We start from the raw sequence: 26,553 nt of genomic DNA, 5'->3' as shown, positions 1-26,553 counted from the left end.
GAGGTCAGATCTCGGTGCTGGTGAGACTCAGCCGGCGCTGGCGCCCAGGTGGCTCTGCAGGTCAGGCTTCATAGCCTGCAGTTGAGCGCCCCAATACTCCCAGCTGTGGGTGCCGTAGTCCGGGAAGTCGAACACGGCGTTGTTACCGCCGGCCGCGGTGTAGAGCTCCTGGAACTTCTTGTTCTGGCCGATCATGAAGTTGCCCTCGAGGAATGTGGCGGGGATGTTGTCGCCGCCCAGCTCGTTCGGCCGACCGTTACCGCAGTAGACCCACAGGCGGGTGTTGTTGGCCACCAACTTGTCGACGTTGACCGTCGGGTCGTTGCGCAGCCACGCCGGGTCGCTGTCGGGACCCCACATGTCTTCCTTCTTGTAGCCGCCCGCGTCACCCATGGCCAGGCCGATCCAGCTCTTGCCCTCCGACGGGTTGATGTAGCCGGAGAGCGAACCGGCGTAGGTGAACTGGTTCGGGTGGTAGATCGCCAGGTTCAGCGCGGACGCGCCCGCCATCGACAGGCCGACCGCGGCGTTGCGGCTCTGGCTGACGCCGTACTCCGAGGCCAGGTAGGACGGCAGTTCGCTGGTGAGGAAGGTCTCCCACTTGTAGGTGGAGCAGCCGGCCTTGCCGCAGGCCGGCTTGTACCAGTCGCTGTAGAAGCTGGACTGGCCGCCGACCGGCATGATGACCGAGATGCCCGACTGGTAGTACCACTCGAAAGCCGGGGTGTTGATGTCCCAGCCGTTGTAGTCGTCCTGGGCGCGCATGCCGTCGAGCAGGTAGAGGCCGGGGGAGCCGGAGCCGCCCGACTGGAACTGCACCTTGATGTCGCGGCCCATACCGGCAGAGGGAACCTGCAGGTATTCGACCGGCAGACCCGGCCGCGAGAACGCCGATGCGGTCGCTTCGCTGCCCGTCAGACCGATCAGTCCCGGCAGTGCTGCTGCGGCCACCGCACCGACGAGAAGTCGGCGCGCCCAGCGCATCCCTTTGGTCACGTCTGTCATTCCAGCCCCTTATCGTCTTGCTGCGGAACGCTCTTGAAATGCCTCGAACTTGCTAACGTGCTGATTGCGATGAACCGGCCGCCACAACCTTTGTATCGGCCCTCACCTGCAGCAACCGCCGCTGTCCGCGACCCCGCTGCCGTCAGTGGGATTTGACCCGCGAGCTAGCATACCCGATTTTCGGTCCTGGACCGGGCTAGGCAGGGCCAGACGACACGCGTAGGCTCGCCTGCGGTAAGCCGACAAGACCGCACAGTCCTGACTGTCGCCGGTGAGCGATATCGCAGATCAGGACGATTGGGGCAAGCAATTTTGGATACGGTACTAGGGCTGGCACTGACACCGACGACGCTCGGATGGGTGATAGCCGAGGGACCCGTGGAGGACGCCTCGACGGTGGCCGGCGATGAGTTCGGCGTTGACCGCAATGGCCCGGGACTGGACGCTGTGAGCATGGCTGCGGCGGCATCTGCTGTCGCGGTTCGCGCGCGCACCATGACCGCAGCCCGTGGAGACCGGCTGCACGGAGTGGGCGTCACCTGGAGTGACGACGCCACGGTGGCCGCTGCATTGCTGCTGGAGTCGCTCGCCGATGCCGGGTTCGACAACGTGGTGCCGGTGCGCTTCGGTGATGCGGCGGGCTCGCTCGCTACCGGAGTCGGCCGGCGCAGCGGCCGCACGGCGGTGTGTGTCATCGAACCCGGAATGGCCACCCTGGTGCCGCTGGGCGGCGCGGACGCCGGCGACATCACCACCTGCGCGATCGGCGGTACCGATGAGGTGACCGGTTGGCTGGCCGACGCCTTCGCGGCGGCCGCTGACCGGCCCGAGGTGTTGCTGGTGGCCGGCTCGATGAGGGGAATGGACCGGCTCGGCCGCCGCCTGGAATCCAAGCTGAAGGTGCCGGTGTTCGTCCAAGGTGGTGCTCAACAGGCGTTGGCGCGGGGTGCGGCGCTGGCGCTGGCGCCGCACGCCGACCTGGCCGGCGCGTCGTTCGCGGGGCACCCGGGCGGGTCGGCTGATCGGTCGGCACGCCGGATGTCGTTGTCCTACGCCGGGGCGTTGACGATGCTGACCGGCGGAGCGGTCACGTTCGTGGCCTCGGTGTCGGCGGCCGTGAGCATGCAGCTTTCCCCGAGCAAGGACGTCCCGAACTCCACGCCGCCCGAACGCGTGACGATGGCGCACGTCGCGGCACCGGCAAAGGTTCCCGAGAAGGCAAGCGAGAAGGTGCCCGAGATGGTGGAGGCCCCCGCGCCCAAGGTCGAAGCCCCGCCGCCCCCGACCGACACGCCCGAGGGCGCGCTGGTGGAGCTCCAAACGCTGTGGGATGCACCGGCCATGGAGCCCGGCCCGCCGCCTCAGGGCTCGCCGACGCTGCTGGATCGGTTTCGGCAGCACATTCCGCGCCTGCCGGCCCGCTGATTCAGGACCCGGGCACCGCCGGCACGGTCGCCGTCATCGACACCGTCACCTCATCGGCGACCTGCATCGCGCCCATCAGCATCGAATAGCGCCGCACGCCGAAGTCGCTGTGGCGCACCCGGCTCTCCGCGTCGACCCGGCCCGCCTCGTTCACCCGCACCTGGACGACATGCCGCTGGGTCCGGCCCCGGATCTGCAGCGTCCCGGCCAACCGATAGCCACTCTCGGCCGGCTCGATATCGTTGCACTCGAACAGGATTCGCGGGTATTTGCCGCTGCCGAGGCACTTGAGCGCGTTGCCGCGGATCAACGCCTTCTCCGGGGTGGTCAGCGGTGTCAGCCCACCGTCACCTCGCAGTACCTGCAATGCGTCAACCTCGATGGACAGGCTGACCGAGGTGGGCCGACCCGACGACCACCGCACCCTTGCTTGCCAGCGCGACATGGAGATCGTGAGGCGGTGGCCCATCTTGGCGGCTCGGCCGGCCACGTCGGTGCCGATCTGCAGACGGCCCTGCGATTCGTCGAACTGCGTCTGCGTGTCGGCCATCTGCGGGACTTTAGTGGGCCGACAATCGGTGGATTCACCGAAGACGCCCGGCGGGTACCGGTTAGGCTTCCCTGTCGGGGCCTCGTGGCCCGGATCGACAGGATTAAGGGCGACTAATGATTCGTGAACTGGCCGCAGCAGCTCTCATCGCCGGCGCCGCAGGTGTGACAGCGGCGCTCGGGGCACCGGCCGCCGGCGCCTACCCGGGTGACGTACCGGGGATGGCCGAGGGGCAGCGACAGGGCGACGCTTGCTACAGCTGGGAGCGCTACATCTACGGCCACGGCCCCAACGGCCAGGCGCTGGCGTGTCACTTCATCGCCAACCAATGGCCGCCGAAGGACACCGGGTTCTGGCAGATCTCGAACCCGCTCTACGGAGTGCAGGACATCGGTTCGCCCTGTCCGAATCCGCAGTCGGCCGCACAGTCACCCGACGGGTTGCCGCTGCTGTGCATGGGTGCACGGGGTTGGCAGCCGGGCATCTACACCGGCGGCATCGGACCGTACTTCCCGCCCGGGATCGCTCAGGTCGGCTGACTTCGACTAACCTCGACGTCATGCGATTGGGCATGATCGGCCTCGGCCGGATGGGAGCCAATCTCGTCCGGCGGCTGACAGACGGTGGCCATGAATGCGTGGTCTATGACCACAATCCCGACGCCGTGGCAGCATTGACCGGCGAACCCGGTGTCACGGGGGTGTCCTCGACGTCCGAGCTGGCGATGAACCTGTCCGCCCCGCGGGTGGTGTGGGTGATGGTGCCGGCCGGCGACATCACCGCGGGCGTCATCGAGGAGCTGGCCGGAATCCTGGCGCCCGGCGACATCGTGATCGACGGTGGCAATTCGTACTACCGCGACGACCTGGCACATGCGAAACTGCTGTCCGACAAAGGCATTCACCTGCTGGACTGCGGCACCAGCGGCGGGGTCTGGGGCCGCGAGCGCGGCTACTGCCTGATGGTCGGCGGCGACCGCGATGCGTTCGACACCGCCGAGCCGATTTTCGCCACGGTGGCACCGGGTGTGGAGGCGGCGCCGCGCACGCCGGGCCGCGAGGGTGACGTCAGCCAGGCCGAGAACGGCTATCTGTACTGCGGCCCGTCCGGGGCGGGGCACTTCGTGAAGATGGTGCACAACGGAATCGAGTACGGGATGATGGCCTCGATCGCCGAGGGTCTCAACATCTTGCACCACGCAAACATCGGCAAGGTGGCTCAGCAGGGCGATGCCGAGACGGCGCCGTTGAGCCATCCCGAGTACTACCAGTACGACATCGACATCGAGGCGGTCACCGAGGTCTGGCGACGCGGCAGCGTGATCGGCTCCTGGCTGCTGGACCTCACCGCCGGCGCCTTGCAGAAGTCGCCGGCACTTGAGGAGTTCGCCGGCCGGGTCTCCGACTCCGGTGAGGGCCGCTGGACCGTCATCGCCGCGATCGACGAGGGCGTGCCGGCGCCGGTGCTGACCACCGCGCTGTACGCGCGTTTCGCGTCACGTCACCTGTTCGAATTCGGCGCCAAGGTGCTCTCGGCGATGCGCAAGCAGTTCGGCGGGCACGACGAGAAGCCCGACGCTTAGCGAAGATCCTGGCCGCCCACCGGCCCGGCGTGCCAGTATTGGGGATGCCGCGGGTGATCAACCTGATCGCGTTGCTGGTGGTGGCCGGGGCCGCGACGCAGGGGTATCTGCCCGGTGTCGTCGGCGAGCCACGACAGCCGACCGCCGCAAGTCCGGCCGAGACCATCATTTTGGCTGTGCTGTTGGCGGTATCGGTGGGCGCCGTCGCCATCGCTACGGTGAGTCGGCTGCGTCACCCGCGCGCGGCAGCCGGCAGCATGGGGCAGCTGGCCGAGTCACCCCTGGGCGGTCGGGGACGGCTGTCCTGGCGGGTGCTGCTGATCGCATTGGCGGCAGTGGCGCTGGCGCTGGTGGCGATCGTCGTGTTCGCGGAGCTGGGTGGCATGCACCGTTTCTCGATCCCGGTCGAACTGCCCGACTCGCGAAGCGGTGTGCCCGCGTCGCCATCCGCCCCGGGGACACCGGTCCCACCGGCACCGCCCTCGGCTCCTGGCCCGGACGGTTCAGTGGCCGGCCTGTTGCTGTTCAGCGCCGTGGCGACGGTGCTGCTGGCCGCCCTGGTCACCGCGCGCCCTCGCCGCGGCCGCGTTCGGCCATCGGCTACCGACGGCGCGCCGGTCGTTGTGCCCGGACCCGCCGCGGATGAAACCCTGGTCCGGGTAGCTGAGCTGGGATTGACCCGGATCGCCGACCGCAGTCGTGGACCGCGGGAGGCGATCATCGCCTGCTACGCGGCGATGGAGCGCCACCTGGCCGACGTCCCCGATGTCGCACCACGGCAGTGTGACACTCCCACCGAGGTGCTGGCCCGCGCCGTCGACCATCATGCGCTGGCGTCGGACAACGCCTCCCGGCTGGTGGAGCTGTTCACCGAGGCGCGGTTCAGTCCCCACCAGATGACCGAGCAAGACCGCGCCGATGCTGTCGCGATACTGCGGCTGGTGCTCGACGAATTGCGGGCTGCGACATGAAAATATTTGCGATGCAAGCGGTCCTGCTGGTAATCGCGGTGGAGCTGGTGGCATTGGTGCTACACCGGCCGCTGTGGCTGGCGTGGGCGGCAGGCGCTGCGATTGCGGTGCCGCTGGCCGGAATCCGGCGCATGCTGGCGGCGAACGCGGGTTCGCCCACGGAGCCGATGGTCGTTGACGAACTCGGAGAATCATTGCGGCGGTGGCTGTCTGGCACGGAAGCCAGGATCCGTTGGGCGGAGTCGACGCGGGCGGACTGGGATCGACGCTGGCGCCCGATCCTGGCCAGCCGTTTCGAGGTCTCCACCGGTCAGAGGCGGGCGAAGGACCCCGCGACGTTCAGCGCCAACGGGGCGATGCTGTTCGGCGACGAGCTGTGGCCGTGGGTGGATCCGGGCAATGTCGCTCCCGCGGGAGAACGCGGGCCGGGACCGGGACGCGCTGTGTTGGAGGAGATCCTGCACCGGCTGGAGGAGCGATGAGCACCGGGCGGTCCGGCACGGCGGCGACCACCGCCGCGCGCTGCACCGCCGTGCTCGACGAGATCGAGCGGGCGGTGGTGGGCAAGCGGGCTGCGCTCACGCTGATCCTGACCACGGTGCTCGCCGGTGGCCACGTGCTCGTCGAGGATCTCCCCGGACTGGGCAAGACCCTGATCGCCCGATCGTTCGCCGCGGCGCTCGGATTGGACTTCACCCGGGTGCAGTTCACCCCGGACCTGCTGCCGGCGGACCTGCTCGGCACCACCATCTACGACATGGCCTCGGGGAGATTCGAGTTCCGGCAGGGGCCGATCTTCACCAACCTGGTGCTGGCCGACGAGATCAACCGGACCCCGCCCAAGACCCAGGCCGCCCTGCTGGAGGCGATGGCCGAAGGTCAGGTCAGCATCGACGGCGCAACCCACCGGCTACCCGAGCCGTTCATCGTGCTGGCCACCGACAACCCGATCGAGTACGAAGGCACCTACCCGCTGCCGGAGGCGCAGCTCGACCGATTCGCGATCAGGCTGCAGTTGGGCTATCTGTCGGAGCGCGGCGAGGCTGCGATGTTGCGCCGGCGCCTGGACCGGGGCGCCACAATGCCGACCGTGCACAAGGTGGTCGACGCCGACGACGTGATCGCGATGCGGGAATCGGTGGAGCAGGTCAGCGTGCATGACGACGTGCTGCGCTACGTGGTATCGCTGGCCACCGCCACCCGGCACCACCCGCAGGTCGCGGTGGGTGCCAGTCCGCGCTCGGAGCTGGACCTGATTCAGCTCGCGCGAGCGCGGGCGTTGCTGCTCGGTCGCGACTACGTGATCCCCGAGGACGTCAAGGCGCTCGCCACCTCGGCGGTGGCGCACCGGATCACACTGCGGCCCGAGATGTGGGTGCGGCGCATCCAGGGTTCGGACGTGGTCGAGGAGCTGCTGCGGCGGCTTCCGGTGCCGCGAAACCCGGAAACGGGCGGGCCGCCCCCGGACGCGACGTGATCGTGGACCCGGAGTCCGGCGCGGGCCGCGACGTCGAATTGCACTGGCGGGCCTCATCTTTGACGCGGGCGCTGATCACCGGCGCGGGGCTGGCCCTGGTGGTGGCGGTGGGCGCCTCGCGCTGCCAGTTGATCGTGTTCGCCGCACCGTTGCTGGGCGTGCTGTGCTCACTGGGCCGGCAGTCGCCGGTACCGGTGCTGCACGTGCGCGCAAGCCCGTGCAAGCAGCGCTGTTTCGAATCCGAAACGGTCGAATTGACTGTCTGGGCGACCACATCGGCCGCTGAAGTGACTGCGGTGGACCTGGCGGTGTCGGCGCACCCCGCGATGCGACTCGACACCCTTGACAGCTTGGCCGGGCCGGCCCCCGCGAAGTCGTTGACCGCCCGCACCGAACGCTGGGGCCGTTACCCGATTCGAGCCATCGTGGGCACCGTCGGCAGGGGCGGGCTGCTGGCCGGGACGGCCACCGTCGACGTCGCTGAGGTCACAGTGTTCCCGCTGGCGCCGCCGCAGGGCACGCCGATTCCGCGCAGCGAACTGCTCGACCGGGTGGGCACCCACCTGACCCGGCATCCGGGTCGCGGTGTGGAGTACGCCGACGTCCGTCCCTACGTGCCCGGCGACCCGCTGCGCTCGGTGAACTGGCCGGTCAGTGCGCGGCGAAGGAGTCTGCACGTCACCCAACGGCTGACCGATCGGGCCGCCGACGTCGTGGTGCTCATCGACGCCTACCCGCAGCCGCACGGTCCGGCGACCGCGGCAGCCGAGCGGTCGGTGCTCGGCGCAGCGCAGGTGGTGCAGAACGCATTACGCAATGGCGACCGCGCCGGGGTGGTGACGCTCGGTGGCGGCCGGCCGCGCTGGGTGGGCGCGGATATCGGGCAGCGCCAGTTCTATCGCATCGTCGACGCCGTCCTCGGCGCCGGCGACGGATTCGAGACCACCGTCGGCACGCTGGCGCCGCGGGCCGCTGTTCCGGCCGGCGCCCTGATCATCGCGTTCTCTACGCTTCTGGACACCGAGTTTGCGCTGGCACTGACAGACTTGCGCAAACGCGGGCACGTGGTGCTGGTCGTCGACGTCCTGGCCGGCTCACCGTTCGAGGACCAACCCGAGCCGTTGGTGTCGCGGATCTGGATGCTGCAGCGCGCTGCCATGTATCGGGATATGGCCAGCTTCGGCGTCGACGTCGCGTCCTGGGTGTCTCAGGAGGCGCTGGATCAGTCGATGCGCCTGGTGACACAGCGGCAACGACCGACGGCGACGGGGCCATGACGCGGTGTGCCGATGCCCCCGGGCCAGTGCTGTCGGCGCTGTCCGGCGCGTGCGGGCTGGCCATGGCGGCGGCTGCCGGTTCCGCGGCGGAGGGGACGGCCGCCACCGCGGCGTTGCTGGCGGCGGTCGCGGTGCTGGTCGGGTTCTGGTGGCGTGCGGCGGCGACGGTCGCGGTATTGCTCGTCGTGGTGGCGATCGGATTCGCCGATCCACCGGCGGTTTCGGCGGCGGTAGCCGGGCTGGCCGCGGTCGGCTACCTGCTGTTGCGGCACGCCGGCACGGTGACGGCTCCGACGGTGATCTTCGCCCTCGGGTTCACCGGTGCCGCGTTGGCCGTGACCGTCTTCCCGTTCAGCCTGCCATGGCTGCCGCTGGCGGCGCCGTTCGCGGCGTTCGGTCTCTATGCTGTTGCCGCGCAACCGTTTCTGGGTGCAGAGCGGTAGGCAGTCAGGCGCCAGAGGCTTCGTTGAGCGCTTCGAGGGTGCCGGTGGCCTCGAGGTACTCCTGCACCCAGCGCTGCATGACCGTCGAGGTCTTCTCGACCTTGGTGAACTGGCCGACGACCTGACCGACCGGGTTGAACGCCACGTCGACGCTCTCGTTGGGGAACTTGTTCGTGGCCCGAACCGCCATGCCGGAGACCATGTACTGCAACGGCATGCCCAGCGGCTTGGGGTTCTCCGGGGCCTCCCACGCCTCGGTCCAGTCGTTGCGCAGCATCCGGGCCGGTTTGCCGGTGAACGAGCGGCTGCGGACGGTGTCGCGACTGCCCGCCTTGATGTAGGCGGCGTGCTGGGCCTCGGTGTTCGAGGACTCCTCGACCATCAGCCACTGCGAACCGGTCCACGCACCCTGAGCGCCCAGTGCCAGGGCCGCAGCGATCTGCTGGCCACTGCCGATACCGCCGGCGGCCAGCACCGGAACCGGCGCCACCGCCTTGACCACCTCGGGCCACAGCACGATCGAGCCCACCTCGCCGCAGTGGCCGCCGGCCTCGCCGCCCTGGGCGATGATGATGTCCACCCCGGCTGCCGCGTGCTTCTTGGCCTGCGACGCAGAGCCGCACAGCGCGGCGACCTTGCGGCCCGCTTCGTGGATGTGGGCGATCATGTCGGCCGGGGGAGTCCCGAGCGCATTGGCGATCATCGTCACCTTCGGGTGCTGCAGCGCGACCTCGACCTGCGGGGTGGCGGTGGCCTCGGTCCAGCCCAGCAGCTGCAGGCTGTCGTCGTCGGCGTTCTCGACGGGAACGCCGTGGTCGGCCAGCAGCTTCTTGCCGAAGTCGAGGTGCGCCTGGGGCACCATCTTGCGCAGCGAGGCCGCCAGGTCCTCGGCCGACTGTCCGGAGTCCATGCCCTCGTACTTGTTCGGGATGACGATGTCGACGCCGTAGGGGTGGTCGCCGATGTTCTCGTCGATCCAGTTCAGTTCGATCTCAAGCTGCTCGGGGGTGAAGCCCACCGCGCCGAGCACCCCGAACCCACCGGCCTTGCTCACCGCGACGACCACGTCACGACAGTGCGTAAAGGCGAAAATGGGGAACTCGATACCGAGCTCATCGCAGAGGGGAGTGTGCATTACCTGCTCCTTCGCGGGGGCGACGGGACTTGAGTGAAACGTGTTCTAATTTAGTACCAGACTCGGCGGGCTGAAGCCAATAGGCCACAGGTGGGCGACTGGAATCCCCACACTACCGCCAATCGTGTCGCCAGAGCCGACTCAACGGGTTGCGACAGCCCGCAGCACGGCCACTCCGAAGCCGGCGGCTCGGCTCAGCGACCTTGCGCGGGCACGGCCGGCCCCGCTGACCCGCAGCACCGGCCAGCCGTGCCGCGCCGCCAGCGCGGCCAGCCCCGGGCGTGGATTGACCGGCCGGGGGTGTCCCACCACCGACATCAGCGCGGCGTCCTCGTCGCCGTCGGCATAGAAGAAGCTGTCGGCCAGCTCGATCCCGTTCTCAGCGCAGAACTGCTGGACAGCGGCGGCCTTCTGTGCGCCCCACACCACGGGTTTGACGACGCCGCCGGTCAGCACACCGTGGTCGTCGAGTTCGAAGCGGTTGCACAACACCTGCCCGATCCCCAGGAAGCGGGCGACGGGCTCGGCGTGGATGGTCAGGGCGGAGGAACTCAACACCACGGTGTGGCCCGCCTGCTGATGCGCCCGCACGATCTCCCGCATGTGCGGGTAGACCCGCTCGGCGATGTGGTCGGCGAACAGTCTCGCGCCGACGCCGTCGAGTTCGCCGATGGACTCGCCACGGAGGTAGCCGGCCGCGCGCATCAACAGCCGCTCGAACTGCATGCGGCCCAGCCGATATCGCACCGCGGCCTCGACGACACCGAGCACCTCGCCGGCCCGGGCCTGGCGCCGCCGAATGCGGTCACCGGCGTGAGCGGTGGCGGTGAACCCGGAGACCAGCGTGCCGTCCAGATCGAAGAAGGCCCCGATCCGGGCTCCGGTTTCGGTGCTGGCGATCTCGGCGATCAGGTCGCGCGGTGATGCTGACGAGGTCATCGGCGTCGATGTTACGTCCGAGGCGGGTGGGTGGCAGCTGATAGCGTGATCAGCCTATGGATGAGGAGACCAGGTCCATGACCAGTGAGTCCACCACGACCGATCTGCGCCAGGCACTGTCCGATCAAGCCGAGCAGCTCGGCTGGCGGCGCACCCGCCGGGAGCGTGTCGACATCTACAGCCGCGGCATCTACCACGTCCACGCGATGTGGCGCGATGACACCGTCCTCAACGGCGGTGCACATTACGAGGACACCGTCTTGCTGGCCTACACCACCGAGGTCGGGAAGATTCAGAGCTGGCTGGCCAAGTGAGACGGGCGGGGTAACTGCCGCGACTCCGGTTCGCATCGGTTTCATATACCGCCCGTCGTGTCACACCAGTCTCAATTTTCACACGGCTAACTTCGGTCCCGACCTTGTCGTTCACGGGATTGGGGAGAAGCCATGTCACGAATCCGAAATTGCCTCACTGTTGCCGCCGGCGCCGCTGCCGGCCTGTTCCTGGGGGCGCTGGCATCCAGCGCGGTCGCCAGCGCGGACGTCGCGCCGATCAACCCCGGCCTGCCCAGCGTGTTGGAGCAGGTCGTCGCGTCCTCGGCGACCATTCCGCAGCAGTTGCTGCAGACCACCGCGTCGGCACTCAGTGGCTCCACGCTGGCTCCCGCGGCTGCGCCGGCCCAGTCGCCGATCGCGACCGCGACCTTCAACGTTCCGCCGACGCAGAGCACCGCGGCTCCCGCCGGTACCAGTGGCCTGTCGGGGTTGCCGGCCAGCCTGGGTTCGATGCTGCCGTTCCCGATGCCGAACTTCGGCGGGGCCGCGCCGGCGGCGATGGCACCGACAGCCATGGCACCGACGTCGATGGTTCCGGGCGCCTTCATGCCGGCGGCCGCGGCGGCCCCGATTCCCGCGGCGTCCCCGATGGAAGTGGTGCTCATCCCCGGTCTGCCCTGACCCGTGAGTGGGTAACCTCGGACCGGTGAGCGCACGCGCAGGAATAGTGGTCACCGGTACCGAGGTACTCACCGGGCGCATCGCCGACCGCAACGGACCGTGGCTCGCCGACCAGCTCCTGGAACTGGGAGTCGAGTTGGCGCACATCACGATCTGCGGTGACCGGCCTGCTGACATCGAGGCACAGCTGCGGTTCCTGGCCGGTGCCGGTGTCGACCTGATCGTCACCAGCGGTGGCCTGGGGCCGACGGCCGATGACCTGACCGTCGAGACCGTCTCCCGGTTCTGCGGCCGGGACCTGGTGCTCGATGCTGAGTTGGAGGACCGGATCGCCGAAATCCTCAAACCGATGATGGCGCGTTACACCGGTCCGGGCGCACCGGATTTTGCGACGGTGCGCGCGGCCAACCGCAAGCAGGCGATGGTGCCTGCTGGGGCCACCATCCTGGACCCGGTGGGCACCGCGCCGGGCGTGGTGGTGGCGGGCACGCCGACGGTGGTGGTGCTGCCCGGGCCGCCGCGCGAGCTGCAACCGATGTGGCACAAGGCGATCGGCACCGCAGCGGTGCAGGACGCGATCGCCGGCCGCACCCGCTATGAACAGCAGACGGTGCGGATGTTCGGGCTGCCCGAATCCGGTCTGGCCGACACACTGCGGCACGCGCAGCAGACCATCGCCGACTACAACCGGCTGGAGATCACCACCTGTCTGCGTCGCGGGGAGTTGGAGATCGTCACCCGCTATGAACCCGATGCCGCCACCGCCTACGCGCAACTGATCGCGCTGCTGCGCCAACGCCACGGCGGCAAGGTCTTCTCCGAGGACGGTTCGCTGATCGACGATCTGGTGGCGGGGATGTTGGCGGGTCGGTGGATCGCGACGGCGGAATCCTGTACGGCGGGAATGCTGGCGGCGCGGCTGGCCGACCAGCCCGGCGCCTCGCAGTATCTGGCCGGCGGCGTGGTGTCGTACTCCAACAATGCGAAATCCGAGCTGCTCGCGGTGGACGCGGCATTGATCGCCGAGCACGGCGCGGTGTCCGAGCCGGTGGCCGAGGCGATGGCCGCCGGTGCGCTGCGCCGGTTCGGGGCAGACACTGCGGTGGCCATCACCGGGATAGCCGGCCCGGGCGGGGGAACGCCGGACAAGCCCGTGGGCACGGTGTGCTTCTGTGTGGCGCTCGGCGACGGCACGCTGCTGACCCGCACCACCCGGTTGCCGGGGGAGCGTGCCGATATCCGGGAGCGCTCGACGACGGTGGCCATGCATCTGCTGCGCCGGGCTCTGTCAGCCGAATGACGCGCCGGCGTGAACACGCAATGGGTGTGGCTGGACGGGTCCGGATATCGGCTGGGCCGGCTGGTGCTGGAACGCGGCATCGCGGCGGTCTACGTCATCGCCTTCGTCGCGGCCGGGCGGCAGTTTCGAGCTCTGATCGGCGAGCACGGCATGCTTCCGGTGCCATCGTTTGTGCGCCGGCGGTCGTTCCGGTTGGCTCCCAGTATTTTTCACCTGCATTATTCGGATAGATGGTTCGCCGGCTTGTGCTGGCTGGGCGCCATATTGGCCGCGGCGATGGTGGTCGGCGTCGGTGATCTGGCCCCGCTGTGGGCGGTGATGGCCCTCTGGCTGCTGCTGTGGGTGCTGTACCTGTCGATCGTCAACGTCGGGCAGGTCTGGTACGGATTCGGCTGGGAGTCGATTCTGCTGGAAAGCGGCTTCCTGGCGGTGTTTCTGGGCAATGACCGGGTGGCGCCGCCGGTGCTGGTGATGTGGCTGGCGCGGTGGCTGCTGTTTCGCATCGAGTTCGGCGCCGGCCTGATCAAGCTGCGCGGCGACCCCTGCTGGCGCAACCTGACCTGCCTGTACTACCACCACGAGACCCAGCCGATGCCGGGCCCACTGAGCTGGTACTTCCATCACCTGCCCAAGCCGCTGCACCGGATCGAGGCCGCCGGCAATCACTTCGCCCAGCTGGTCGTGCCGTTCGGGCTGTTCGCGCCGCAGCCGGTCGCCGGCGTTGCAGCGGTGATCATCGTCGCCACCCAACTGTGGCTGGTGGCGTCGGGCAACTTCGCCTGGCTGAACTGGCTGACAATTGTCCTGGCCGCCAGCGTGATCGACCAATCCTGGCTTACAGGAATGGGTTTCGGTTCGGCATCACCGGGTCTGGCCGAAGCCCCACCATGGTTCACGGCGCTGGTGCTGGCATTCGTCGCGATGGTGCTGGTGCTCAGCTACTGGCCGATCCGCAATATGGCCAGTCGGAGCCAACGGATGAACGCCTCCTTCAACCCGCTGCATCTGGTCAACAGCTACGGTGCGTTCGGCACCGTCGGCCGCACCCGCCGGGAAGTGGTGATCGAGGGCACCACGGAGGCTCGGATCAGTGCGGATACGGTGTGGCGGGAGTACGAGTTCAAGGGCAAACCCGGTGCGCTGAAACGGCCTCCGAGGCAGTGGGCGCCCTACCACCTGCGGCTGGACTGGCTGATGTGGTTCGCCGCGCTGTCGCCGCGCTATGCGCAGCCGTGGCGCGACGCACTGCTGCAGCGCCTGCTGCGCAACGATCGTGACACGCTGCGGCTGTTGCGCGGCAACCCTTTTCCCGGCGAACCGCCGCGGTATGTGCGGGCACTGCTGTATGAGTACCGGTTCACCACCCGGGCCGAGCGCCGGCGGGATAAAGCGTGGTGGCACCGCGACCTGGTGGGTGTGTACGCGCCGCCCACGGCCATTCGGGGCTGATCAGTCTCAGAGTTCCAGCAGCACCGTCACCGGGCCGTCGTTGACCAATTCCACCGCCATGTGCGCGCCGAACACCCCGGTCTGCACGTGGGCTCCCAACTCGCGAAGTGCGTCGGCGAACGCGGCCACCAGCGGCTCGGCGACCGCTCCGGGTGCCGCGGCGTTCCACGATGGGCGCCGGCCCTTGGCGGTGTCGGCGTAGAGGGTGAACTGGCTGACGACCAGGATCGGCGCACCGGTATCGGCGGCCGATCGCTCGCCGTCGAGAATTCGTAATTGCCAGAGCTTTTCGGCGAGCCGCCGAGCCTTGTCGGTGTCGTCGTCGTGCGTGACCCCGACCAGCGCCACCAACCCCTGGCCGTCCGGCGTTATCGCGCCCACCGTCTCGCCGTCGACGGAAACCCGCGCTGACGAGACACGTTGCACCAGAACCCGCATGGCCCGATGCTAGGTAGGCTCACTGGTGGTGCGAACGAGGGGGTGAGGCAGATGTCGGTGCTGGTTGCGTTCTCGGTCACCCCACTCGGTGTCGGCGAGGGAGTCGGGGAGATCGTCGCCGAGGCGGTCCGGGTGGTCCGCGAGTCCGGGCTGCCCAATCACACCGATGCCATGTTCACCGTCATCGAAGGCGACGACTGGGCGCAGGTGATGGCCGTGGTGCAGCGGGCGGTGGAAGCCGTGGCCGCCCGGTCCCCGAGGGTGAGCACCGTGATCAAGGCCGACCTTCGGGCGGGAGCGGTCGACGCGATGAACGCCAAGGTCGCGTCGGTGGAGCGACACCTGGCCGCGCCTTCTAGGTGACCGGAACGTCGAGAATGGGGCGTCCCACCCCGGCGCCGGGGCCGTCGAAATGCCACCACTCGCCGGAGTAGACAGACAACCCGCCGGCGCCCATCGCCTCACGCAAGGCGGCACGTTCGGCCGTGGCGCGGGCGCTGATTCCGTCGGCGTATGCCGTTGCGGTCGGGGTGAAGTCGTCGAAGCCGGTGCCCATCTCAGCCAGGCGCCCCTGTTGATCGGCGGTCGTCACGTCGACGGATCGCCCGGTCTCGTGGCTGCGGGCCAGCGGGCCGGGCCGGGCCACCCAGTTCGGATTCGGCACCACCTGAAACATCCGCACCTGCACGTCGTGCGGTCGGTAGCAGTCCCAGAACACCAACCTCCGGCCCCGGGCGCGCAGCGCGCCGGCGGCCGCCGTCAAACCCGGGGCCAGCGACTCGTGCACCAGGCACCGGGCGTCGGACGGATACAGCTGTACACCGGTGAAGTTATTCGCGGTGGCATAGCGCAGGTCGATGATCGCGTCCGGCACCGCGCTGCGGACGTCGACGAAACCGGCCGCGCGGGCCTGCGCCGACACCGGCGGGACGTCGGCGGCCGCGACACCGCAGCCGGTGACCAACCCCAAAAGCAGCACGGCGCTGATCATCCTCATGCCGAGACCACCAGGGTCAGTTTCTGGCCGTCGCGCTCCACCCGCATCCCGGCCCGGCGCGCCACGGTGGCCACCGCCGCGGCATCGTCGGGTTCGGATCGGGTGGTGGCCAGCGCCCGCGCCAGTCGGCCCTTGTGCGCCTTGTTGAAATGGCTGACATTGACCCGACGGCCGTCGGCGTGCTCGGCCAGCACATCGACGCGCACCGCGCCGGGGATCTTCGCCAGGGACGCATAGGAACCCGACCTCAGGTCGACGACCAATTCCGCGGCGGCGATCTTGGCCAGCACCGGTTCCAGCACCGGCCGCCAACGCCGGGCCAGGCCCGGCTGCCCGGGCAGCTTCGAACCCGCCGAAAGCCGGTAGGCCGGTACCTGATCGGTCGCCCGCAGCAGTCCGAACAACGCTGAGCCGACGGCCAGCCGGGCGGTGGCGCGGGCAGCTGCCGCACCGCGCAGCGACTCGACGTCGAGCGCCTCGTAGAGCACGCCGGTGTAACGCTGGATCGCCGGCGCGGTGGCAGACGTGCGCAGCTGCGCGTTGCGCTCGATCTCGCCGTCCTGACCGGCCGACAACGCCAGGGCGCGCCGGCTGGCATCACGATCGGCGGCCAGCTCCACCAGCTCTCCGATCAGCGCGGCCCGCAGTTCGGTGAGTTCCGGGCAGCCCAGGCCGTCCAGTTCCAGCGGGCGGCCGTCGCCGCCGGTGCGTTTAGTCTCCGACGGGGGCAGCAACACGATCACAGCGCAGACGTTAACCGAGCGGCGGCGCTCACCAGCGCGGTGGCGAGCATCGCCGCCCCGACGGTGCCGGTGAGGTAGTGATAGCCGCAGGCCACCAGGCCGAGCATGCCCAGCGCGCTGAGCAGGACCGCCAGGCCCAGCGCCCACCGCCGGGCCATCCCGACACCGGCTGCCACCACCAGCATGCCCAGCGCCGAGACCAGCAGAGCGGTGTGGCCGCTGGGGTATTCCAGGTAGGGGCCGTTGTGCCGGTCGAACAACTGCTTGAGCCACTGACCTGCTGCGGTGGCCACGAACGGGACGATCACCACGGCGACCGCCAGCGGCCACTGCCGGCGGTACAGCGCGACCGCCAGGGACACCGCCGTCACCGCCAGCACCAGCCAGCCGCTGGTGAAGATCAACAGCCACCGTGGCTGCTCACCGAGGATCTTGTGGGTGCCGTGGCCGAACCAGGTGTCCAATGCCGTCGCGTCGTGGCCCACCGCCCAGCCCAGGGCCAGCATCGCCAGTAGTCCGATCGCAGGCCACCACCGCAGGGTGGCCGTGGCGGCGCGTCCTATCAGGCCGACTTCTGGAACAACGGCAGAAGTGCCTGACGGCGCTGGTCGTTGCCGTCGGCCAGCGCGTGCAGCGCCTGGTCCACCGAGGGTGCGGTGGGGAACTTGGCGTCGTGGTCGAAGTCGCTGAGCAGCTCACCGACGGTGGTGCCCTCGATCAGCGTCCACTCCACGCCGGCGGCCCGGCAGTCACCGTCGATCACGCACAGCAGCCAGATGCCCGCGGAGGTGAACGCGGTGACCCCGCTCAGATCGAGCACCACCGGCTCCTTGGCCAGGACGTAGCGCCGGGCCTGTTCGCTGACCTGGTCCACATTGGCCGAATCGATCCGGCCGCGGATGGTGACGACGGTCGCGAGGTGCCGATAGTGCGCCCGGATCTGCGCGCCTCCGCATTCGATGACGGAATTGCGCTGCGAACCGATGTGCGACGTGCCCCGAGTGGTGATGGTGGTAGCCATGCCCAGCCCCCGCTTCCGATGTGTGATCGCGGTCGGCGGTCGGGCCGGCCTCGATGTTTCCCGAGGTTAGGCGGCGAAGTTAAGGCCATATGGGCGGCCGATTAACGCTTTGGTGAGATATCGAACGCCTCAGTGGTCCCGGTGAACGCGCTGATCCGGCCGTTGGTGGCCCGCGAGTCGCCCTGGTAACGCAGCCGATAGCGGCCCGCGGCCACGTCGGAGGGCACCCTCCACGTCACGGTGATCGACGAACGGCGGCGGGCGGTCCGATCCCACCGAAAGGTCGTCGACCAGTCGCCGTCGTCGGCAACGGTGCTCCACTCGTCGCCGGTTTCGCGCTCCACCCGCAGGTAGGTGCTGCCGCGACGTAGGTCGTTGTTGGGGTGGGCGCCGGCGAACACCGCCCGCACGGTGTCCCCGGGCTGGTAGCGGGCCCTCGGCGCCTGTAGGACGTCGCCGAACCGGTGGCCGGTGGCCGGTTCGTCCGGGACCGCCGCGCGGCGGCGGGATCTGCGCTTGCGTGACGGCTCTATGGGGACCTGCCCCGCCGGGGCGGGGCGGCCGTCGCGCATCGCGGTGGCGAGGTCGGCCGCAACCTGCTGCAGGGCTGCCAGCTCCCATCGGCCGAACATGGTGCTGCCGCCCTCGTAACGCTGGTCCTCGTACTCCTGCGGCGTGGTGACATAGTGCAGATAGCCGTTGCTGTACCCGGCTACGAGCACCTGCTGCAGTTGGGCACCTACGATCTCGGCGACGGTGCGGCGCAACCGCAGTCCGGCCACGATGGTCACCTCGGCGGGAACTCCGATCAGATAGAGCTGCCCGACGCGCAACAACTGAATCGGCCCGCCGGTGGGCATCAACGACAGTGCCTTGTTCAGCCGATTGCCCGGCGCCGCCGGCAACTTCGGGGCGTGTGCGTCGCGCAACCGCGGCGAGAGCCGATACACCGTGGTGGCGGCCAGCCAGTCGACGATGCGGCTGCGGCCCTGCTTGACCAGCGGGTGCAGCGGGCCGGGGCCTTCGTCGGTACCGGCCAGCGCTGCCGCACCTGCGAGCACCGGCCCGGTGCGGTGAGGGCGGCCGTCGCCGGTGAACTCGGGCCGGACCTCGAAATCGGACAGGTCGACGTAGGTGGCAAGTGCGTCGACGCCGCCGCTGACCTCGGTGCCGTGGCCGACGGTCAGGTCGACGGCCGCGGTGGCCTGGCGGGCGCCGATGATCCGGGTGTTGGCGAATTCGTCCTCGGTGGGCCCGCTGCCCGGGCGGTGATTGAGGTTCGGCGACATGTCCCCGCTATTGGTCTGGGCGAACGCCGCGATGAACTCGGGAGGTTCGGTCGCCAGGTAGTCGACCTGATGGTCGAGGCGCTCCCACTGGTAGGCGGCATAGCCCTTGTTGTCGCCACTGATCAGGGTGTTGCGGTTGGTCATGGACGTGCCGTGGGTAGCGAACCAGTTCACCGCGCCGACCAGGCGGCCATCGCGTTCGATGCGCAGCAGTGTGGTCTGCGGGTCGATCTGGTCGGGGAAGTGGGCACGATCGGCCTCGGGGTTGCGGGCGAACGCCGACGGTGAGCGGTTGCTGCTGGCGTCGTGCAGCCGCCCGAACGCCAGGCTCAAGGAGGCCGGCGCGAGGTCGGCGTGCGCACGGGTCACCGCCTCGCAGATGCCGTCGACGATCGCGCCGAACGTCTGCGGCCGAAAGCCTCCGGTGTTGGAGTTGTAGATCCTGTGGTCGGCGTAACCGCCTGGGCCGCAATGAGTATGCGTCGCGGTGAGCATCACGTTGCGGTACGTGTAGAGCTTGCCGTAGTCGGCCCCGAGACGCCCGAGCACCTCGCGATGGATGCTTTCCAGCAGCAGCGGCACCTCGCAGACCACCAGCAGGATCCGGTTGTCGGTCGCGTTGTCGGCGATCACGAACGCCCGCGCGCGCAACCGGTTGTGCAGGCCGGTGGTCTGCTGCGCGGCCACGCCATAGCCGAGCATTCCGCATTCGGCCGCCTCGCCGGTGATGTCGGCGATCCCGCGTCCCACCCGATACTCGTCTGACATCCCGCAAGTATGGTCAACGGGCCACCAACACGGAAGGCCGCCCACTCGTCGATGACTGTGTCGAGACCAGGGCCGCTGCTAGTCTCCCAAGGCAGTCCCTGACAGTGAAGCCCCCGGCGAAAGAGTGTTGTGCGTAGCGGAGAGATCAAGGCCCTCACCGGGCTGCGCATCATCGCCGCGGTGTGGGTGGTGCTGTTTCACTTCCGCCCGTTGCTGCGACTGGCCTCGCCGGCCTTCGCCGACGCGATGGCCCCGATCCTCGACCGCGGGGCCCAGGGCGTCGATCTGTTCTTCATCCTCAGCGGGTTCGTGCTGACCTGGAACTACCTTGAACGGATGGGGGAGTCGTTCTCGGCGCGTGCCACCGTGCACTTCCTGTGGCTGCGGCTGGCGCGGGTCTGGCCGATCTATCTGGTCACGCTGCACCTGGCACTGGTGTGGGTGATCTTCACGCTGCACGTCGGGCATGTGCCGACCGAGGACCTCAGCCGGCTGACAGCCATCAGCTACGTGCGCCAGGTCCTGTTGGTGCAGTTGTGGTTCGAGCCGTTCTTCGACGGATCCAGCTGGGACGGGCCCGCCTGGTCCATCAGTGCCGAGTGGCTGGCCTATCTGTTGTTCGGTGTGCTGATCCTGGTGGTCTACCGGATGATGCGAGTGACGTCGGCGCGCTCGCTGGCGGCGCTGGCGGTCGGCGCCTCGCTGCCGCCGCTGTTGCTACTTCTGGTGACCGGCCAGTTCTACACGCCGTGGAGCTGGCTGCCGCGCATCGTCATGCAATTCACCGCGGGTGCGCTGGCCTGTGCCGCGGTCCGGAAGATGGTGCCGTCACAGCGATCCCGCTCCGTCGCCGGATTCGGTTCGGCACTGCTGATCGCAGCGATGGTCGGTGTTCTGAACTACTTCGACGCGCATCCGATCTCGGGGATCTATGACAGCAGCGGACTGGTCGACGTGCTGTTCGTTCCGTTGGTCATGGCGCTGGCGATCGGTACCGGCAGCCTGCCGGCGTTGTTGTCCACCCGGCTGATGGTCTACGGCGGGCAGATCTCGTTTGCGCTGTATATGGTTCACGAGCTGGTGCACACGTCGTGGAATTGGGCCGCAATACAATTCGAGGTCGTGCTGAACGAAGGGGACACCGCGGCCAAGTGGATGGTCGCCGGACTGCTGGTGGTGGCGACGGTGCTGTCGATGCTGCTGTTCCACGGTGTTGAGGAGCCGGCGCGCCGCTGGATGCGCAAGATGATCGGTGCCCGGCCCGCGACGGCCCAGGTGATGCCCACCGAGGACCCGCTGGCCGTCAAAAAAGTCCTCGACGAACGCACCGTCGCAGTACCGGTCAGTGTGCGCTGAGGCTCGGGGAGGACAGCTGTGAATGGGGTGCGGACATTCGGTGTCTGCCTGATGGCCGTGGTCATCGCGACTGTGGTGGGGACCGGCTGCCTGGCCCGGGATCGCGAGCCGGCCCGCCACTACGAGACGGTGCCGTTGAGCGCGTCGCCCACCCGGATCGCGGTGATCGGTGACTCCTACACGGCTGGGTATGAGAACAGCGGCCGCGGTGCGGCGAACTGGACTTCACGTGCCTGGAAGACCTTGGCGGGCCGCGGGGTGTACGTCGCCGCCGACGTGGCCGCCGAAGGCGGTGCCGGGTACGGCGTGCCCGGCAACCACGGCAGCCTCTACGGAGACCTGACCGCGCGTGCGGTGCAACCCGACGACGCGCTGGTGGTGTTCTTCGGCTCACGCAACGACCAGGACGTCGACCCGGGCCAGCTGACCCGATTGGTCGCCGACACCCTCGGCCTGGCCCACAGGACCGTACCGACAGCTCGGATGCTCGTAATCGGGCCCGCGTGGCCCACCCCCGACATTCCGGTCAACGTGTGGCGGATCCGCGACATCCTCAACAGCGAGGCTCACTTCGTCGGGGCGGACTTCGTGGACCCGCTCGCCGAAGGCTGGTTCGCGGGCCGGCCCGAGCTGATCGGCCCGGACGGCGTGCATCCCACCGACGCCGGGCATGCCTACATGGCCGACAAGATCGCGCCGTTGATCGCCAGCCAACTGCCCAAGCGGACCTGACCCAATACCGTCCGGATCTCGCTCTAGCCCAGGAAGATTGACGGATGAACACGATGCGGGTGCTGGTCACCGGTGGAACCGGATTCGTCGGCGGCTGGACGGCCAAGGCGATCGCCGACGCTGGGCACCGGGTGCGGTTCCTGGTTCGCAATCCCGCCGGTCTGACCACCAGCGTCGAACAGCTCGGCGTCGACGTATCCGATCATGTGGTCGGCGATATCACCGACGCCGACGCGGTGCGACGCGCGCTGGACGGCTGCGACGCCGTCGTACACGCCGCGGCACTGGTGGCCACCGACCCGCGCCAGAACGAGCAGATGATGACCACCAACTCCGATGGCGCACACAACGTGCTGGGCGGCGCGGTCGAATTCGGACTGGACCCGATCATCCACGTCTCGAGCTTCACCGCGCTGTTCCACCCCGGCCTGCGCACTCTGCGGGCGGACCTGCCGGTGGCGGGCGGATCCGACGGCTACGGCCAGTCCAAGGCCCGCGAGGAAAGCTATGTGCGCGGCCTGCAGGAGGCCGGCGCCCCGGTGAACATCACCTATCCGGGCATGGTGCTCGGCCCGCCGGTCGGCGATCGATACGGCGAGGCAGGCGAGGGGGTGCGGGCCGCACTGGGCATGCACGTCATCCCCGGTCGGGGCGCGGCGTGGCTGATCGTCGACGTGCGTGACCTGGCAGCGTTACACGTCGCGCTGCTCGAACCCGGCCGGGGCCCGCGGCGTTACATGGCCGGCGGCCACCGGGTACCGGCCGGCCGGCTTGCGGGCCTGCTCGGCGCGGTGTCCGGTTCGCCGATGGTCGCCCTGCCGGTGCCCGATGTCGCGTTGCGCTGGGCTGGACGAATCTTGGATCAGGCCGAACGCGTCCTGCCGATCTCCACGCCTTTCACCGAGGCCGGCATGCAGTACTACACCCAAATGCCGGCCTCTGACGACTCACCGGCCGAACGTGACTTCGGTGTCGTCCTGCGCGATCCGCGGGAGACGCTGGCCGATACGGTGGCGGCGATCCGCGGTTGATCACCCGCTGGTTCGGAACCTGTCTCGATAGGCCTTCGGTGCGATGCCGAGGTGATTGACGAATACCCACCGATTCGAAAGGAGAGCGCAGATATGACCGATCTTGTTGACACCATCGCCGGAGTCTCGGTTCCCGACACGCCGCTGGCGCGCGAGGTGACCGAGTACATCCGCGATATCGAAGACGACCTGCTCTACCACCATTCCCGCCGGGTGTTCTTCTTCGGTGCGCTGCAGGGCCTCCGGCGCGGATTGACCCCGGACTTGGAACTGCTCTACGTGGGCGCGATGTTTCACGATCTGGGTCTGACCGAGCGCTACCGCGACTCCGCGCTGCGATTCGAGGTCGACGGTGCCAATGCGGCCCGCGACTTCCTGCTGCAGCGCGGAGCCGACGAATCCGACGCCCGCAAGGTCTGGCTCGGCATCGCGCTGCACACCACCCCGGGGGTGCCGGAATTCCTCGACCCCGAGGTGGCCTTGGTCACCGCCGGGGTGGAGACCGACGTCCTCGGCATCGGCCGCGACGACCTGGCCACCGACTCGCTGGCCGCCGTGACCGCCGCGCATCCGCGACCCGATTTCAAACGTCGCATCCTGCGAGCCTTCACCGAAGGCGTTCGGTACCGCCCGGACACCACCTTCGGCACCGTGAACGCCGACGTGCTCGCGCACTGCGATCCGTCGTTCGTCCGCGGCGATTTCGTCGAGACCATCCTGGGCAACAGCTGGCCCGAGTAGCCGGGGCCGCTCACCACTGGGGCGAGCGGAGGGTCAGTCTTCTTTGCCGATCAGCTTGCCCAGGGCTTCGCGGTCGGATGCCAGCAGCTCGTCGATACGCGGCTGGTTCACATCGGCGACGATGATCTCGCCGACCTCCTGGTTGACGCTGCTGAAGATGCCGTGTTCCTTCATCTTCTCGGTCTGGTACAGGTTGTCCTGGGTGGGCGTGACGTAGTGCACCGCAGCGGCTTTGAACCGATGGATCAGCCACACGTGGGTCAGGTCCATCAGTCGCTTCTGCCGCAGCTTCTCGGAGAAGGTGTTCTGGTCGCGCACGGTCAGAATGCTGCGGCCGTGCCGGTCCTTGATCGGGTCGACGATCACGTTGGCCAGCTTTTCGTCACCGTCGCCGTAGATCCCGAGTTCGAGCACATCGGATCCGGGCCGGGTCGGCCGCAGTTGGACCCGCAGCTTCTCGCCGACCTGATAGTGCGCGGCCCACAGTGCCAGCCAGTCCTCCAGCAGCTTCTTGGGCACCTCGGTCTGCACCAGGTGCTGATGCTGGGTGGATCCGGCACCCATCGCCTTGGTGGTGGCGGTGCGCCCGGACGAGGCGGCCAGCGCGGCGTCGCTGCGCGGCCCGCCGACCAGCGTCTGCGGTGTGCGGTAAGGGGATTCGACCAGCCGCATCTTGCGCTGCAGGCGGGCCAGCGCCAGCATCCCGTCCTGCAGCAGAGTGGCCGCGAACTCTTCGGAGGCCACACCGTCGACCTGATGCCCGCCGTAGGTGATGAAGTTGAAGACGAAACCCAGCTTGCCGATCTCGGCCGGGAAGGCCCGCATCTGGTCGTCGGTCATTCCGGTGGTGTCCCAGTTGAACGACGGCGACAGGTTGTAGGCCAGCATCTGGTCGGGGTACACCGCGTGGATCGCCTCGGCGAACTCACGGGCCTCGGCGAGGTCAGCGGTCTTGGTCTCCATCCACAGAATGTCGGCGAACGGGGCCGCGGCCAGCGACTTGGCGATTGCATAGGGAATGCCGCCGCGCACCTGGAAGTACCCCTCGGGGGTCTTCGCTCGATCGCAGTCCCAGCCCGGGTCGGCGTTGAGCTCCGCGGCTTTCGCCCGTGCGGTGTACAGCGGTGCGCGGAAAGCGAATTCGCGCCATTGCGCGGCGGTCATCTCCTTGGGCTCGCCCTCCCGTTCGGCGAAGGCCAGCATCTCGGCGACCGCGTCGGCGAACGTCATCAGCCCGGCGTCGTTCTGCCAGGCCTCCACGAATTTCGATTCGATGTCGTCGAAGAGGGCGTCCACCGACTGCGTCCCGTCGCTGTTCCAGCCCTGCGCGGCCGCGGTGATCAGCGCGGTGATGCCCTGGCGTTCCAGCCAGGTGTCGGCCTCGGCGTACTCGCCTTCGGGCAGGGCGTAGAGCAGGTGGCCGTTGATCTCCTTGATTCCCGAGTTGTAGAAGCGCCGGGTCATCGCCAGGAAACACGCCTTGTACGACGGGATCTTCAGGTTGGTGGTGCCCAGGATGAACGGCTGGTCGCGCTCGTCGGAGCGGCTCTCGACGAGGTTGGCCGCCTCGGCGTCGGTACGCGCCACGATGATGCCCGGCACGCCCATCATGTCCAGCTGGAAGCGGGCGGTGTTCAGCCGCTTGATCTGTTCATCGGACGGTACCAACACCTTGCCGCCCTGGTGTCCGCACTTCTTGGTGCCCGGGCGCTGGTCCTCGATGTGGTAGCCGGGGACGCCGGATTCGACGAAGCGACGAATCAGGTTGCGTACGTGCGGATCACCCCCGTGGCCGGTGTCGGCGTCGGCGATGATGAACGGGCGGTAGTCGACAGCGGGAGTGGCGGCGCGCTGTTCGGGCGTCATCTGCAGGCGCAGGTACTGCTGGTTGCGGTCGGCGGTGAGCAGGGCGCGGACCAAGCCGGCGGCCTCGTCGGGCACCTGGCTCAGCGGGTAGCTGGCGAGGTCGGGGCCGGGGTCTTCGTTGATCGAGCCCTTCGCCGAGGTCGCCCACCCGCCCAGGTAGATGCCCTCGATGCCGACTCGCTTCATGACGACCGCCTGGCCGGGCGAATAGGGGCCGAAGGTGGTGATGCTCTTCTTGGCGGCGAACAGTTCCCGCAACCGCGCGTAGAACGCGGTGGCCGCCTCTCGTGCGACCGGATAGTCGGCGGGGATGGTGCCGCGTTGCTCGACGATTTGGCGGGCGGAGTAGAGGCGGGTGATGCCTTCGAAACGGGGGCTGTCGAAGTACTTCTGGATGGCGGCGACATCGGCAGCGAGATCCGGTTGCGTCGGTGCACTCGCTGCGGTGTTCGTCTCGATGGTCGTCATGGAATTACACTCCTGTTCGCCCCGGTTCAGCCTTCGTCTCCCACGTATTGTGCCGTCGGTGGCTGAGCGACAACGCGGTTTTGCCATACAACTTTCGCGCACTGCCGCCGAAACCGGGGCCGTCGGGTGAATCCCGTGGATTTGGCGGCTGACGTGGCTAAGCTGAGACGCCATGACGACCCGGTCAAACCGGTGGCACAGCCGCTGGGAGGCGCGGCAGATGAGCCGCCGCTTCGCCGGGGTAGGTGTTCGGATTCCGGCGGCCCGGCTACGACAGCTGGCCGCCGGCGCGCCACCGGCCTCGGCAGAATCGGTCGACTACACGTTCGCGCTCGCCGCGACCGAGATCATGCGCGAGCAGCGATTGGCCCGGGCGCAGCGCAACCGGCGCCGGCTGGTGCATGCGCTGATCGTGGCCGGGTTGATGGTGGCGGCGCTGAACCTGCTGATCTGCATGGGCTACCTGTTCATCAGCTTGGCGCTGCACGAACCGGTCATCTGAGCCCGCGAGGCTGCCCCTGTTACGCGTACGCCGCCGGCAAGTGCGGTAGCGTCAACCCCGCCGCTGTGACGGAACCCGGGTTCCGCGGACTG

General features: G+C 68.6%; 29 protein-coding genes. 18 read left to right on the top strand and 11 right to left on the bottom strand.

Translation table 11 applies throughout. The features are described from left to right. Positions 1 to 27 precede the first annotated feature (27 nt). Positions 28 to 1,005, bottom strand: a complete 978-nt coding sequence (locus tag K6T84_RS18930) for an esterase family protein (RefSeq protein WP_224860143.1) — start codon at positions 1,003 to 1,005, stop codon at positions 28 to 30. A gap of 297 nt (positions 1,006 to 1,302) precedes the next feature. Here K6T84_RS18930 and K6T84_RS18925 point away from each other — a divergent pair, with 297 nt between their 5' ends. Continuing rightward, positions 1,303 to 2,430, top strand: a complete 1,128-nt coding sequence (locus K6T84_RS18925) for a DUF7159 family protein (RefSeq protein ID WP_456341109.1) — start codon at positions 1,303 to 1,305, stop codon at positions 2,428 to 2,430. A 1-nt stretch (position 2,431) separates the two neighbouring features. On the opposite strand, the gene K6T84_RS18920 is transcribed toward K6T84_RS18925, so the two are convergent. Then, positions 2,432 to 2,980 (bottom strand): YceI family protein, encoded by a 549-nt coding sequence (locus K6T84_RS18920; RefSeq protein WP_224860145.1) that lies wholly within the window; start codon positions 2,978 to 2,980, stop codon positions 2,432 to 2,434. A gap of 116 nt (positions 2,981 to 3,096) precedes the next feature. On the opposite strand from K6T84_RS18920, the gene K6T84_RS18915 reads away from it, so the two are divergent. The 7 genes from K6T84_RS18915 to K6T84_RS18885 are packed head-to-tail and all read left to right on the top strand — an operon-like array spanning position 3,097 to position 8,730. Further along, on the top strand, positions 3,097 to 3,519 hold the full coding sequence (locus tag K6T84_RS18915) for a hypothetical protein (protein WP_224860146.1): 423 nt from the start codon (positions 3,097 to 3,099) through the stop codon (positions 3,517 to 3,519). Positions 3,520 to 3,539: 20 nt separating this feature from the next. Then, on the top strand, positions 3,540 to 4,562 hold the full coding sequence (gene gnd / locus K6T84_RS18910; protein ID WP_224860147.1) for a phosphogluconate dehydrogenase (NAD(+)-dependent, decarboxylating): 1,023 nt from the start codon (positions 3,540 to 3,542) through the stop codon (positions 4,560 to 4,562). Positions 4,563 to 4,606: 44 nt separating this feature from the next. Then, positions 4,607 to 5,533 carry a DUF4129 domain-containing protein gene (locus K6T84_RS18905; protein ID WP_225399545.1) on the top strand — a complete coding sequence of 309 codons (927 nt, stop codon included), beginning with the start codon at positions 4,607 to 4,609 and terminating at the stop codon, positions 5,531 to 5,533. Continuing rightward, entirely contained in the window at positions 5,530 to 6,015 is a 486-nt protein-coding gene (locus K6T84_RS18900) for a hypothetical protein (protein ID WP_225401867.1), read from the top strand. The genes K6T84_RS18905 and K6T84_RS18900 overlap by 4 nt, the downstream gene beginning before the upstream one ends. After that, a complete protein-coding gene (locus K6T84_RS18895) occupies positions 6,012 to 7,010 on the top strand; it encodes an AAA family ATPase (protein ID WP_225399547.1) in 999 nt (332 codons plus the stop codon). Before K6T84_RS18900 ends, K6T84_RS18895 begins: the two co-directional genes overlap by 4 nt. Then, entirely contained in the window at positions 7,007 to 8,287 is a 1,281-nt protein-coding gene (locus tag K6T84_RS18890; protein ID WP_225401868.1) for a DUF58 domain-containing protein, read from the top strand. The genes K6T84_RS18895 and K6T84_RS18890 overlap by 4 nt, the downstream gene beginning before the upstream one ends. Beyond that, positions 8,284 to 8,730 (top strand): hypothetical protein, encoded by a 447-nt coding sequence (locus K6T84_RS18885; RefSeq protein WP_224860152.1) that lies wholly within the window; start codon positions 8,284 to 8,286, stop codon positions 8,728 to 8,730. Before K6T84_RS18890 ends, K6T84_RS18885 begins: the two co-directional genes overlap by 4 nt. A 4-nt stretch (positions 8,731 to 8,734) precedes the next feature. Here the strand turns inward: K6T84_RS18885 and K6T84_RS18880 are convergent, their stop codons facing one another. Both K6T84_RS18880 and K6T84_RS18875 read right to left on the bottom strand, forming a co-directional pair. Continuing rightward, positions 8,735 to 9,865 (bottom strand): nitronate monooxygenase, encoded by a 1,131-nt coding sequence (locus K6T84_RS18880; protein ID WP_225399550.1) that lies wholly within the window; start codon positions 9,863 to 9,865, stop codon positions 8,735 to 8,737. Positions 9,866 to 10,006: 141 nt separating this feature from the next. Next, positions 10,007 to 10,804: an HAD family hydrolase gene (locus tag K6T84_RS18875; RefSeq protein WP_225401869.1), complete on the bottom strand. Its 798-nt coding sequence runs from the start codon at positions 10,802 to 10,804 to the stop codon at positions 10,007 to 10,009. A gap of 77 nt (positions 10,805 to 10,881) precedes the next feature. Here K6T84_RS18875 and K6T84_RS18870 point away from each other — a divergent pair, with 77 nt between their 5' ends. The 4 genes from K6T84_RS18870 (at position 10,882) to K6T84_RS18855 (ending at position 14,509) form a co-directional block, all read left to right on the top strand. Beyond that, positions 10,882 to 11,118, top strand: a complete 237-nt coding sequence (locus tag K6T84_RS18870; protein ID WP_224860156.1) for a hypothetical protein — start codon at positions 10,882 to 10,884, stop codon at positions 11,116 to 11,118. Positions 11,119 to 11,250: 132 nt separating this feature from the next. Beyond that, a complete protein-coding gene (locus tag K6T84_RS18865; protein WP_225399552.1) occupies positions 11,251 to 11,760 on the top strand; it encodes a hypothetical protein in 510 nt (169 codons plus the stop codon). Positions 11,761 to 11,785: 25 nt separating this feature from the next. Beyond that, the gene (locus K6T84_RS18860; RefSeq protein WP_224860159.1) at positions 11,786 to 13,060 is read left to right on the top strand and encodes a competence/damage-inducible protein A; all 1,275 of its coding nucleotides are present in this window, start codon (positions 11,786 to 11,788) and stop codon (positions 13,058 to 13,060) included. Positions 13,061 to 13,069: 9 nt separating this feature from the next. Continuing rightward, positions 13,070 to 14,509, top strand: coding sequence for a lipase maturation factor family protein (locus tag K6T84_RS18855; RefSeq protein ID WP_225399553.1), 1,440 nt, complete (start codon positions 13,070 to 13,072; stop codon positions 14,507 to 14,509). A 6-nt stretch (positions 14,510 to 14,515) separates the two neighbouring features. Here the strand turns inward: K6T84_RS18855 and dtd are convergent, their stop codons facing one another. Beyond that, positions 14,516 to 14,947, bottom strand: a complete 432-nt coding sequence (gene dtd / locus K6T84_RS18850) for a D-aminoacyl-tRNA deacylase (RefSeq protein WP_224860162.1) — start codon at positions 14,945 to 14,947, stop codon at positions 14,516 to 14,518. Positions 14,948 to 14,998: 51 nt separating this feature from the next. Here dtd and K6T84_RS18845 point away from each other — a divergent pair, with 51 nt between their 5' ends. Further along, positions 14,999 to 15,310, top strand: coding sequence for an MTH1187 family thiamine-binding protein (locus tag K6T84_RS18845; RefSeq protein ID WP_224860163.1), 312 nt, complete (start codon positions 14,999 to 15,001; stop codon positions 15,308 to 15,310). Here the strand turns inward: K6T84_RS18845 and K6T84_RS18840 are convergent. From K6T84_RS18840 to K6T84_RS18820, 5 genes are all read right to left on the bottom strand, one after another. Then, positions 15,303 to 15,944 carry a M15 family metallopeptidase gene (locus K6T84_RS18840; RefSeq protein WP_408065909.1) on the bottom strand — a complete coding sequence of 214 codons (642 nt, stop codon included), beginning with the start codon at positions 15,942 to 15,944 and terminating at the stop codon, positions 15,303 to 15,305. The two genes, K6T84_RS18845 and K6T84_RS18840, sit on opposite strands and share 8 nt — an antisense overlap. Continuing rightward, positions 15,941 to 16,687 (bottom strand): peroxide stress protein YaaA, encoded by a 747-nt coding sequence (gene yaaA, locus K6T84_RS18835; protein WP_225399554.1) that lies wholly within the window; start codon positions 16,685 to 16,687, stop codon positions 15,941 to 15,943. Before yaaA ends, K6T84_RS18840 begins: the two co-directional genes overlap by 4 nt. Next, positions 16,684 to 17,193, bottom strand: coding sequence for a phosphatase PAP2 family protein (locus tag K6T84_RS18830; protein ID WP_225399555.1), 510 nt, complete (start codon positions 17,191 to 17,193; stop codon positions 16,684 to 16,686). The genes yaaA and K6T84_RS18830 overlap by 4 nt, the downstream gene beginning before the upstream one ends. Positions 17,194 to 17,249: 56 nt before the next feature. Beyond that, positions 17,250 to 17,708, bottom strand: a complete 459-nt coding sequence (locus K6T84_RS18825; RefSeq protein ID WP_224860169.1) for an STAS domain-containing protein — start codon at positions 17,706 to 17,708, stop codon at positions 17,250 to 17,252. 101 nt (positions 17,709 to 17,809) lie between these two features. After that, on the bottom strand, positions 17,810 to 19,765 hold the full coding sequence (locus K6T84_RS18820; protein ID WP_224860171.1) for a neutral/alkaline ceramidase: 1,956 nt from the start codon (positions 19,763 to 19,765) through the stop codon (positions 17,810 to 17,812). A gap of 129 nt (positions 19,766 to 19,894) precedes the next feature. Here K6T84_RS18820 and K6T84_RS18815 point away from each other — a divergent pair, with 129 nt between their 5' ends. The 4 genes from K6T84_RS18815 to K6T84_RS18800 all read left to right on the top strand — a co-directional run bounded on the left by K6T84_RS18815 (position 19,895) and on the right by K6T84_RS18800 (position 23,625). Further along, the gene (locus K6T84_RS18815) at positions 19,895 to 21,121 is read left to right on the top strand and encodes an acyltransferase family protein (RefSeq protein ID WP_225399557.1); all 1,227 of its coding nucleotides are present in this window, start codon (positions 19,895 to 19,897) and stop codon (positions 21,119 to 21,121) included. A 51-nt stretch (positions 21,122 to 21,172) separates the two neighbouring features. Then, positions 21,173 to 21,853 (top strand): Rv0518 family GDSL lipase, encoded by a 681-nt coding sequence (locus tag K6T84_RS18810; protein WP_225399558.1) that lies wholly within the window; start codon positions 21,173 to 21,175, stop codon positions 21,851 to 21,853. Positions 21,854 to 21,906: 53 nt separating this feature from the next. Beyond that, complete coding sequence (locus K6T84_RS18805; RefSeq protein WP_225399785.1) at positions 21,907 to 22,884, top strand: NAD-dependent epimerase/dehydratase family protein; 978 nt, start codon at positions 21,907 to 21,909, stop codon at positions 22,882 to 22,884. 93 nt (positions 22,885 to 22,977) lie between these two features. Then, entirely contained in the window at positions 22,978 to 23,625 is a 648-nt protein-coding gene (locus tag K6T84_RS18800) for an HD domain-containing protein (protein ID WP_225399559.1), read from the top strand. A 33-nt stretch (positions 23,626 to 23,658) separates the two neighbouring features. Here the strand turns inward: K6T84_RS18800 and aceA are convergent, their stop codons facing one another. Beyond that, positions 23,659 to 25,959: an isocitrate lyase ICL2 gene (gene aceA / locus K6T84_RS18795; RefSeq protein WP_224860179.1), complete on the bottom strand. Its 2,301-nt coding sequence runs from the start codon at positions 25,957 to 25,959 to the stop codon at positions 23,659 to 23,661. Positions 25,960 to 26,131: 172 nt separating this feature from the next. Here aceA and K6T84_RS18790 point away from each other — a divergent pair, with 172 nt between their 5' ends. Next, a complete protein-coding gene (locus tag K6T84_RS18790) occupies positions 26,132 to 26,461 on the top strand; it encodes a hypothetical protein (RefSeq protein ID WP_224860181.1) in 330 nt (109 codons plus the stop codon). The last annotated feature ends 92 nt before the right edge of the window (positions 26,462 to 26,553 follow it).

The sequence above is a fragment of the Mycobacterium zoologicum genome, from assembly GCF_020181635.2.
GTDB classification, from domain to species: domain Bacteria; phylum Actinomycetota; class Actinomycetes; order Mycobacteriales; family Mycobacteriaceae; genus Mycobacterium; species Mycobacterium zoologicum.
The sequence above is the reverse complement of the archived record's forward strand: the minus strand, read 5'-3'. Positions and strand labels throughout refer to the sequence as shown.

Coding starts and splice junctions, on each gene's coding strand:
- K6T84_RS18930 (WP_224860143.1), bottom strand. CDS start 1,005: ATGACAGACGTGACCAAAGGGATGCGCTGGGCGCGCCGACTTCTCGTC.
- K6T84_RS18920 (WP_224860145.1), bottom strand. CDS start 2,980: ATGGCCGACACGCAGACGCAGTTCGACGAATCGCAGGGCCGTCTGCAG.
- K6T84_RS18915 (WP_224860146.1), top strand. CDS start 3,097: ATGATTCGTGAACTGGCCGCAGCAGCTCTCATCGCCGGCGCCGCAGGT.
- gnd (WP_224860147.1), top strand. CDS start 3,540: ATGCGATTGGGCATGATCGGCCTCGGCCGGATGGGAGCCAATCTCGTC.
- K6T84_RS18905 (WP_225399545.1), top strand. CDS start 4,607: ATGCCGCGGGTGATCAACCTGATCGCGTTGCTGGTGGTGGCCGGGGCC.
- K6T84_RS18900 (WP_225401867.1), top strand. CDS start 5,530: ATGAAAATATTTGCGATGCAAGCGGTCCTGCTGGTAATCGCGGTGGAG.
- K6T84_RS18895 (WP_225399547.1), top strand. CDS start 6,012: ATGAGCACCGGGCGGTCCGGCACGGCGGCGACCACCGCCGCGCGCTGC.
- K6T84_RS18885 (WP_224860152.1), top strand. CDS start 8,284: ATGACGCGGTGTGCCGATGCCCCCGGGCCAGTGCTGTCGGCGCTGTCC.
- K6T84_RS18880 (WP_225399550.1), bottom strand. CDS start 9,865: ATGCACACTCCCCTCTGCGATGAGCTCGGTATCGAGTTCCCCATTTTC.
- K6T84_RS18875 (WP_225401869.1), bottom strand. CDS start 10,804: ATGACCTCGTCAGCATCACCGCGCGACCTGATCGCCGAGATCGCCAGC.
- K6T84_RS18870 (WP_224860156.1), top strand. CDS start 10,882: ATGACCAGTGAGTCCACCACGACCGATCTGCGCCAGGCACTGTCCGAT.
- K6T84_RS18865 (WP_225399552.1), top strand. CDS start 11,251: ATGTCACGAATCCGAAATTGCCTCACTGTTGCCGCCGGCGCCGCTGCC.
- dtd (WP_224860162.1), bottom strand. CDS start 14,947: ATGCGGGTTCTGGTGCAACGTGTCTCGTCAGCGCGGGTTTCCGTCGAC.
- K6T84_RS18845 (WP_224860163.1), top strand. CDS start 14,999: ATGTCGGTGCTGGTTGCGTTCTCGGTCACCCCACTCGGTGTCGGCGAG.
- K6T84_RS18840 (WP_408065909.1), bottom strand. CDS start 15,944: ATGAGGATGATCAGCGCCGTGCTGCTTTTGGGGTTGGTCACCGGCTGC.
- K6T84_RS18830 (WP_225399555.1), bottom strand. CDS start 17,193: ATGCTGGCCCTGGGCTGGGCGGTGGGCCACGACGCGACGGCATTGGAC.
- K6T84_RS18825 (WP_224860169.1), bottom strand. CDS start 17,708: ATGGCTACCACCATCACCACTCGGGGCACGTCGCACATCGGTTCGCAG.
- K6T84_RS18820 (WP_224860171.1), bottom strand. CDS start 19,765: ATGTCAGACGAGTATCGGGTGGGACGCGGGATCGCCGACATCACCGGC.
- K6T84_RS18810 (WP_225399558.1), top strand. CDS start 21,173: ATGGCCGTGGTCATCGCGACTGTGGTGGGGACCGGCTGCCTGGCCCGG.
- K6T84_RS18805 (WP_225399785.1), top strand. CDS start 21,907: ATGCGGGTGCTGGTCACCGGTGGAACCGGATTCGTCGGCGGCTGGACG.
- K6T84_RS18800 (WP_225399559.1), top strand. CDS start 22,978: ATGACCGATCTTGTTGACACCATCGCCGGAGTCTCGGTTCCCGACACG.
- aceA (WP_224860179.1), bottom strand. CDS start 25,959: ATGACGACCATCGAGACGAACACCGCAGCGAGTGCACCGACGCAACCG.
- K6T84_RS18790 (WP_224860181.1), top strand. CDS start 26,132: ATGACGACCCGGTCAAACCGGTGGCACAGCCGCTGGGAGGCGCGGCAG.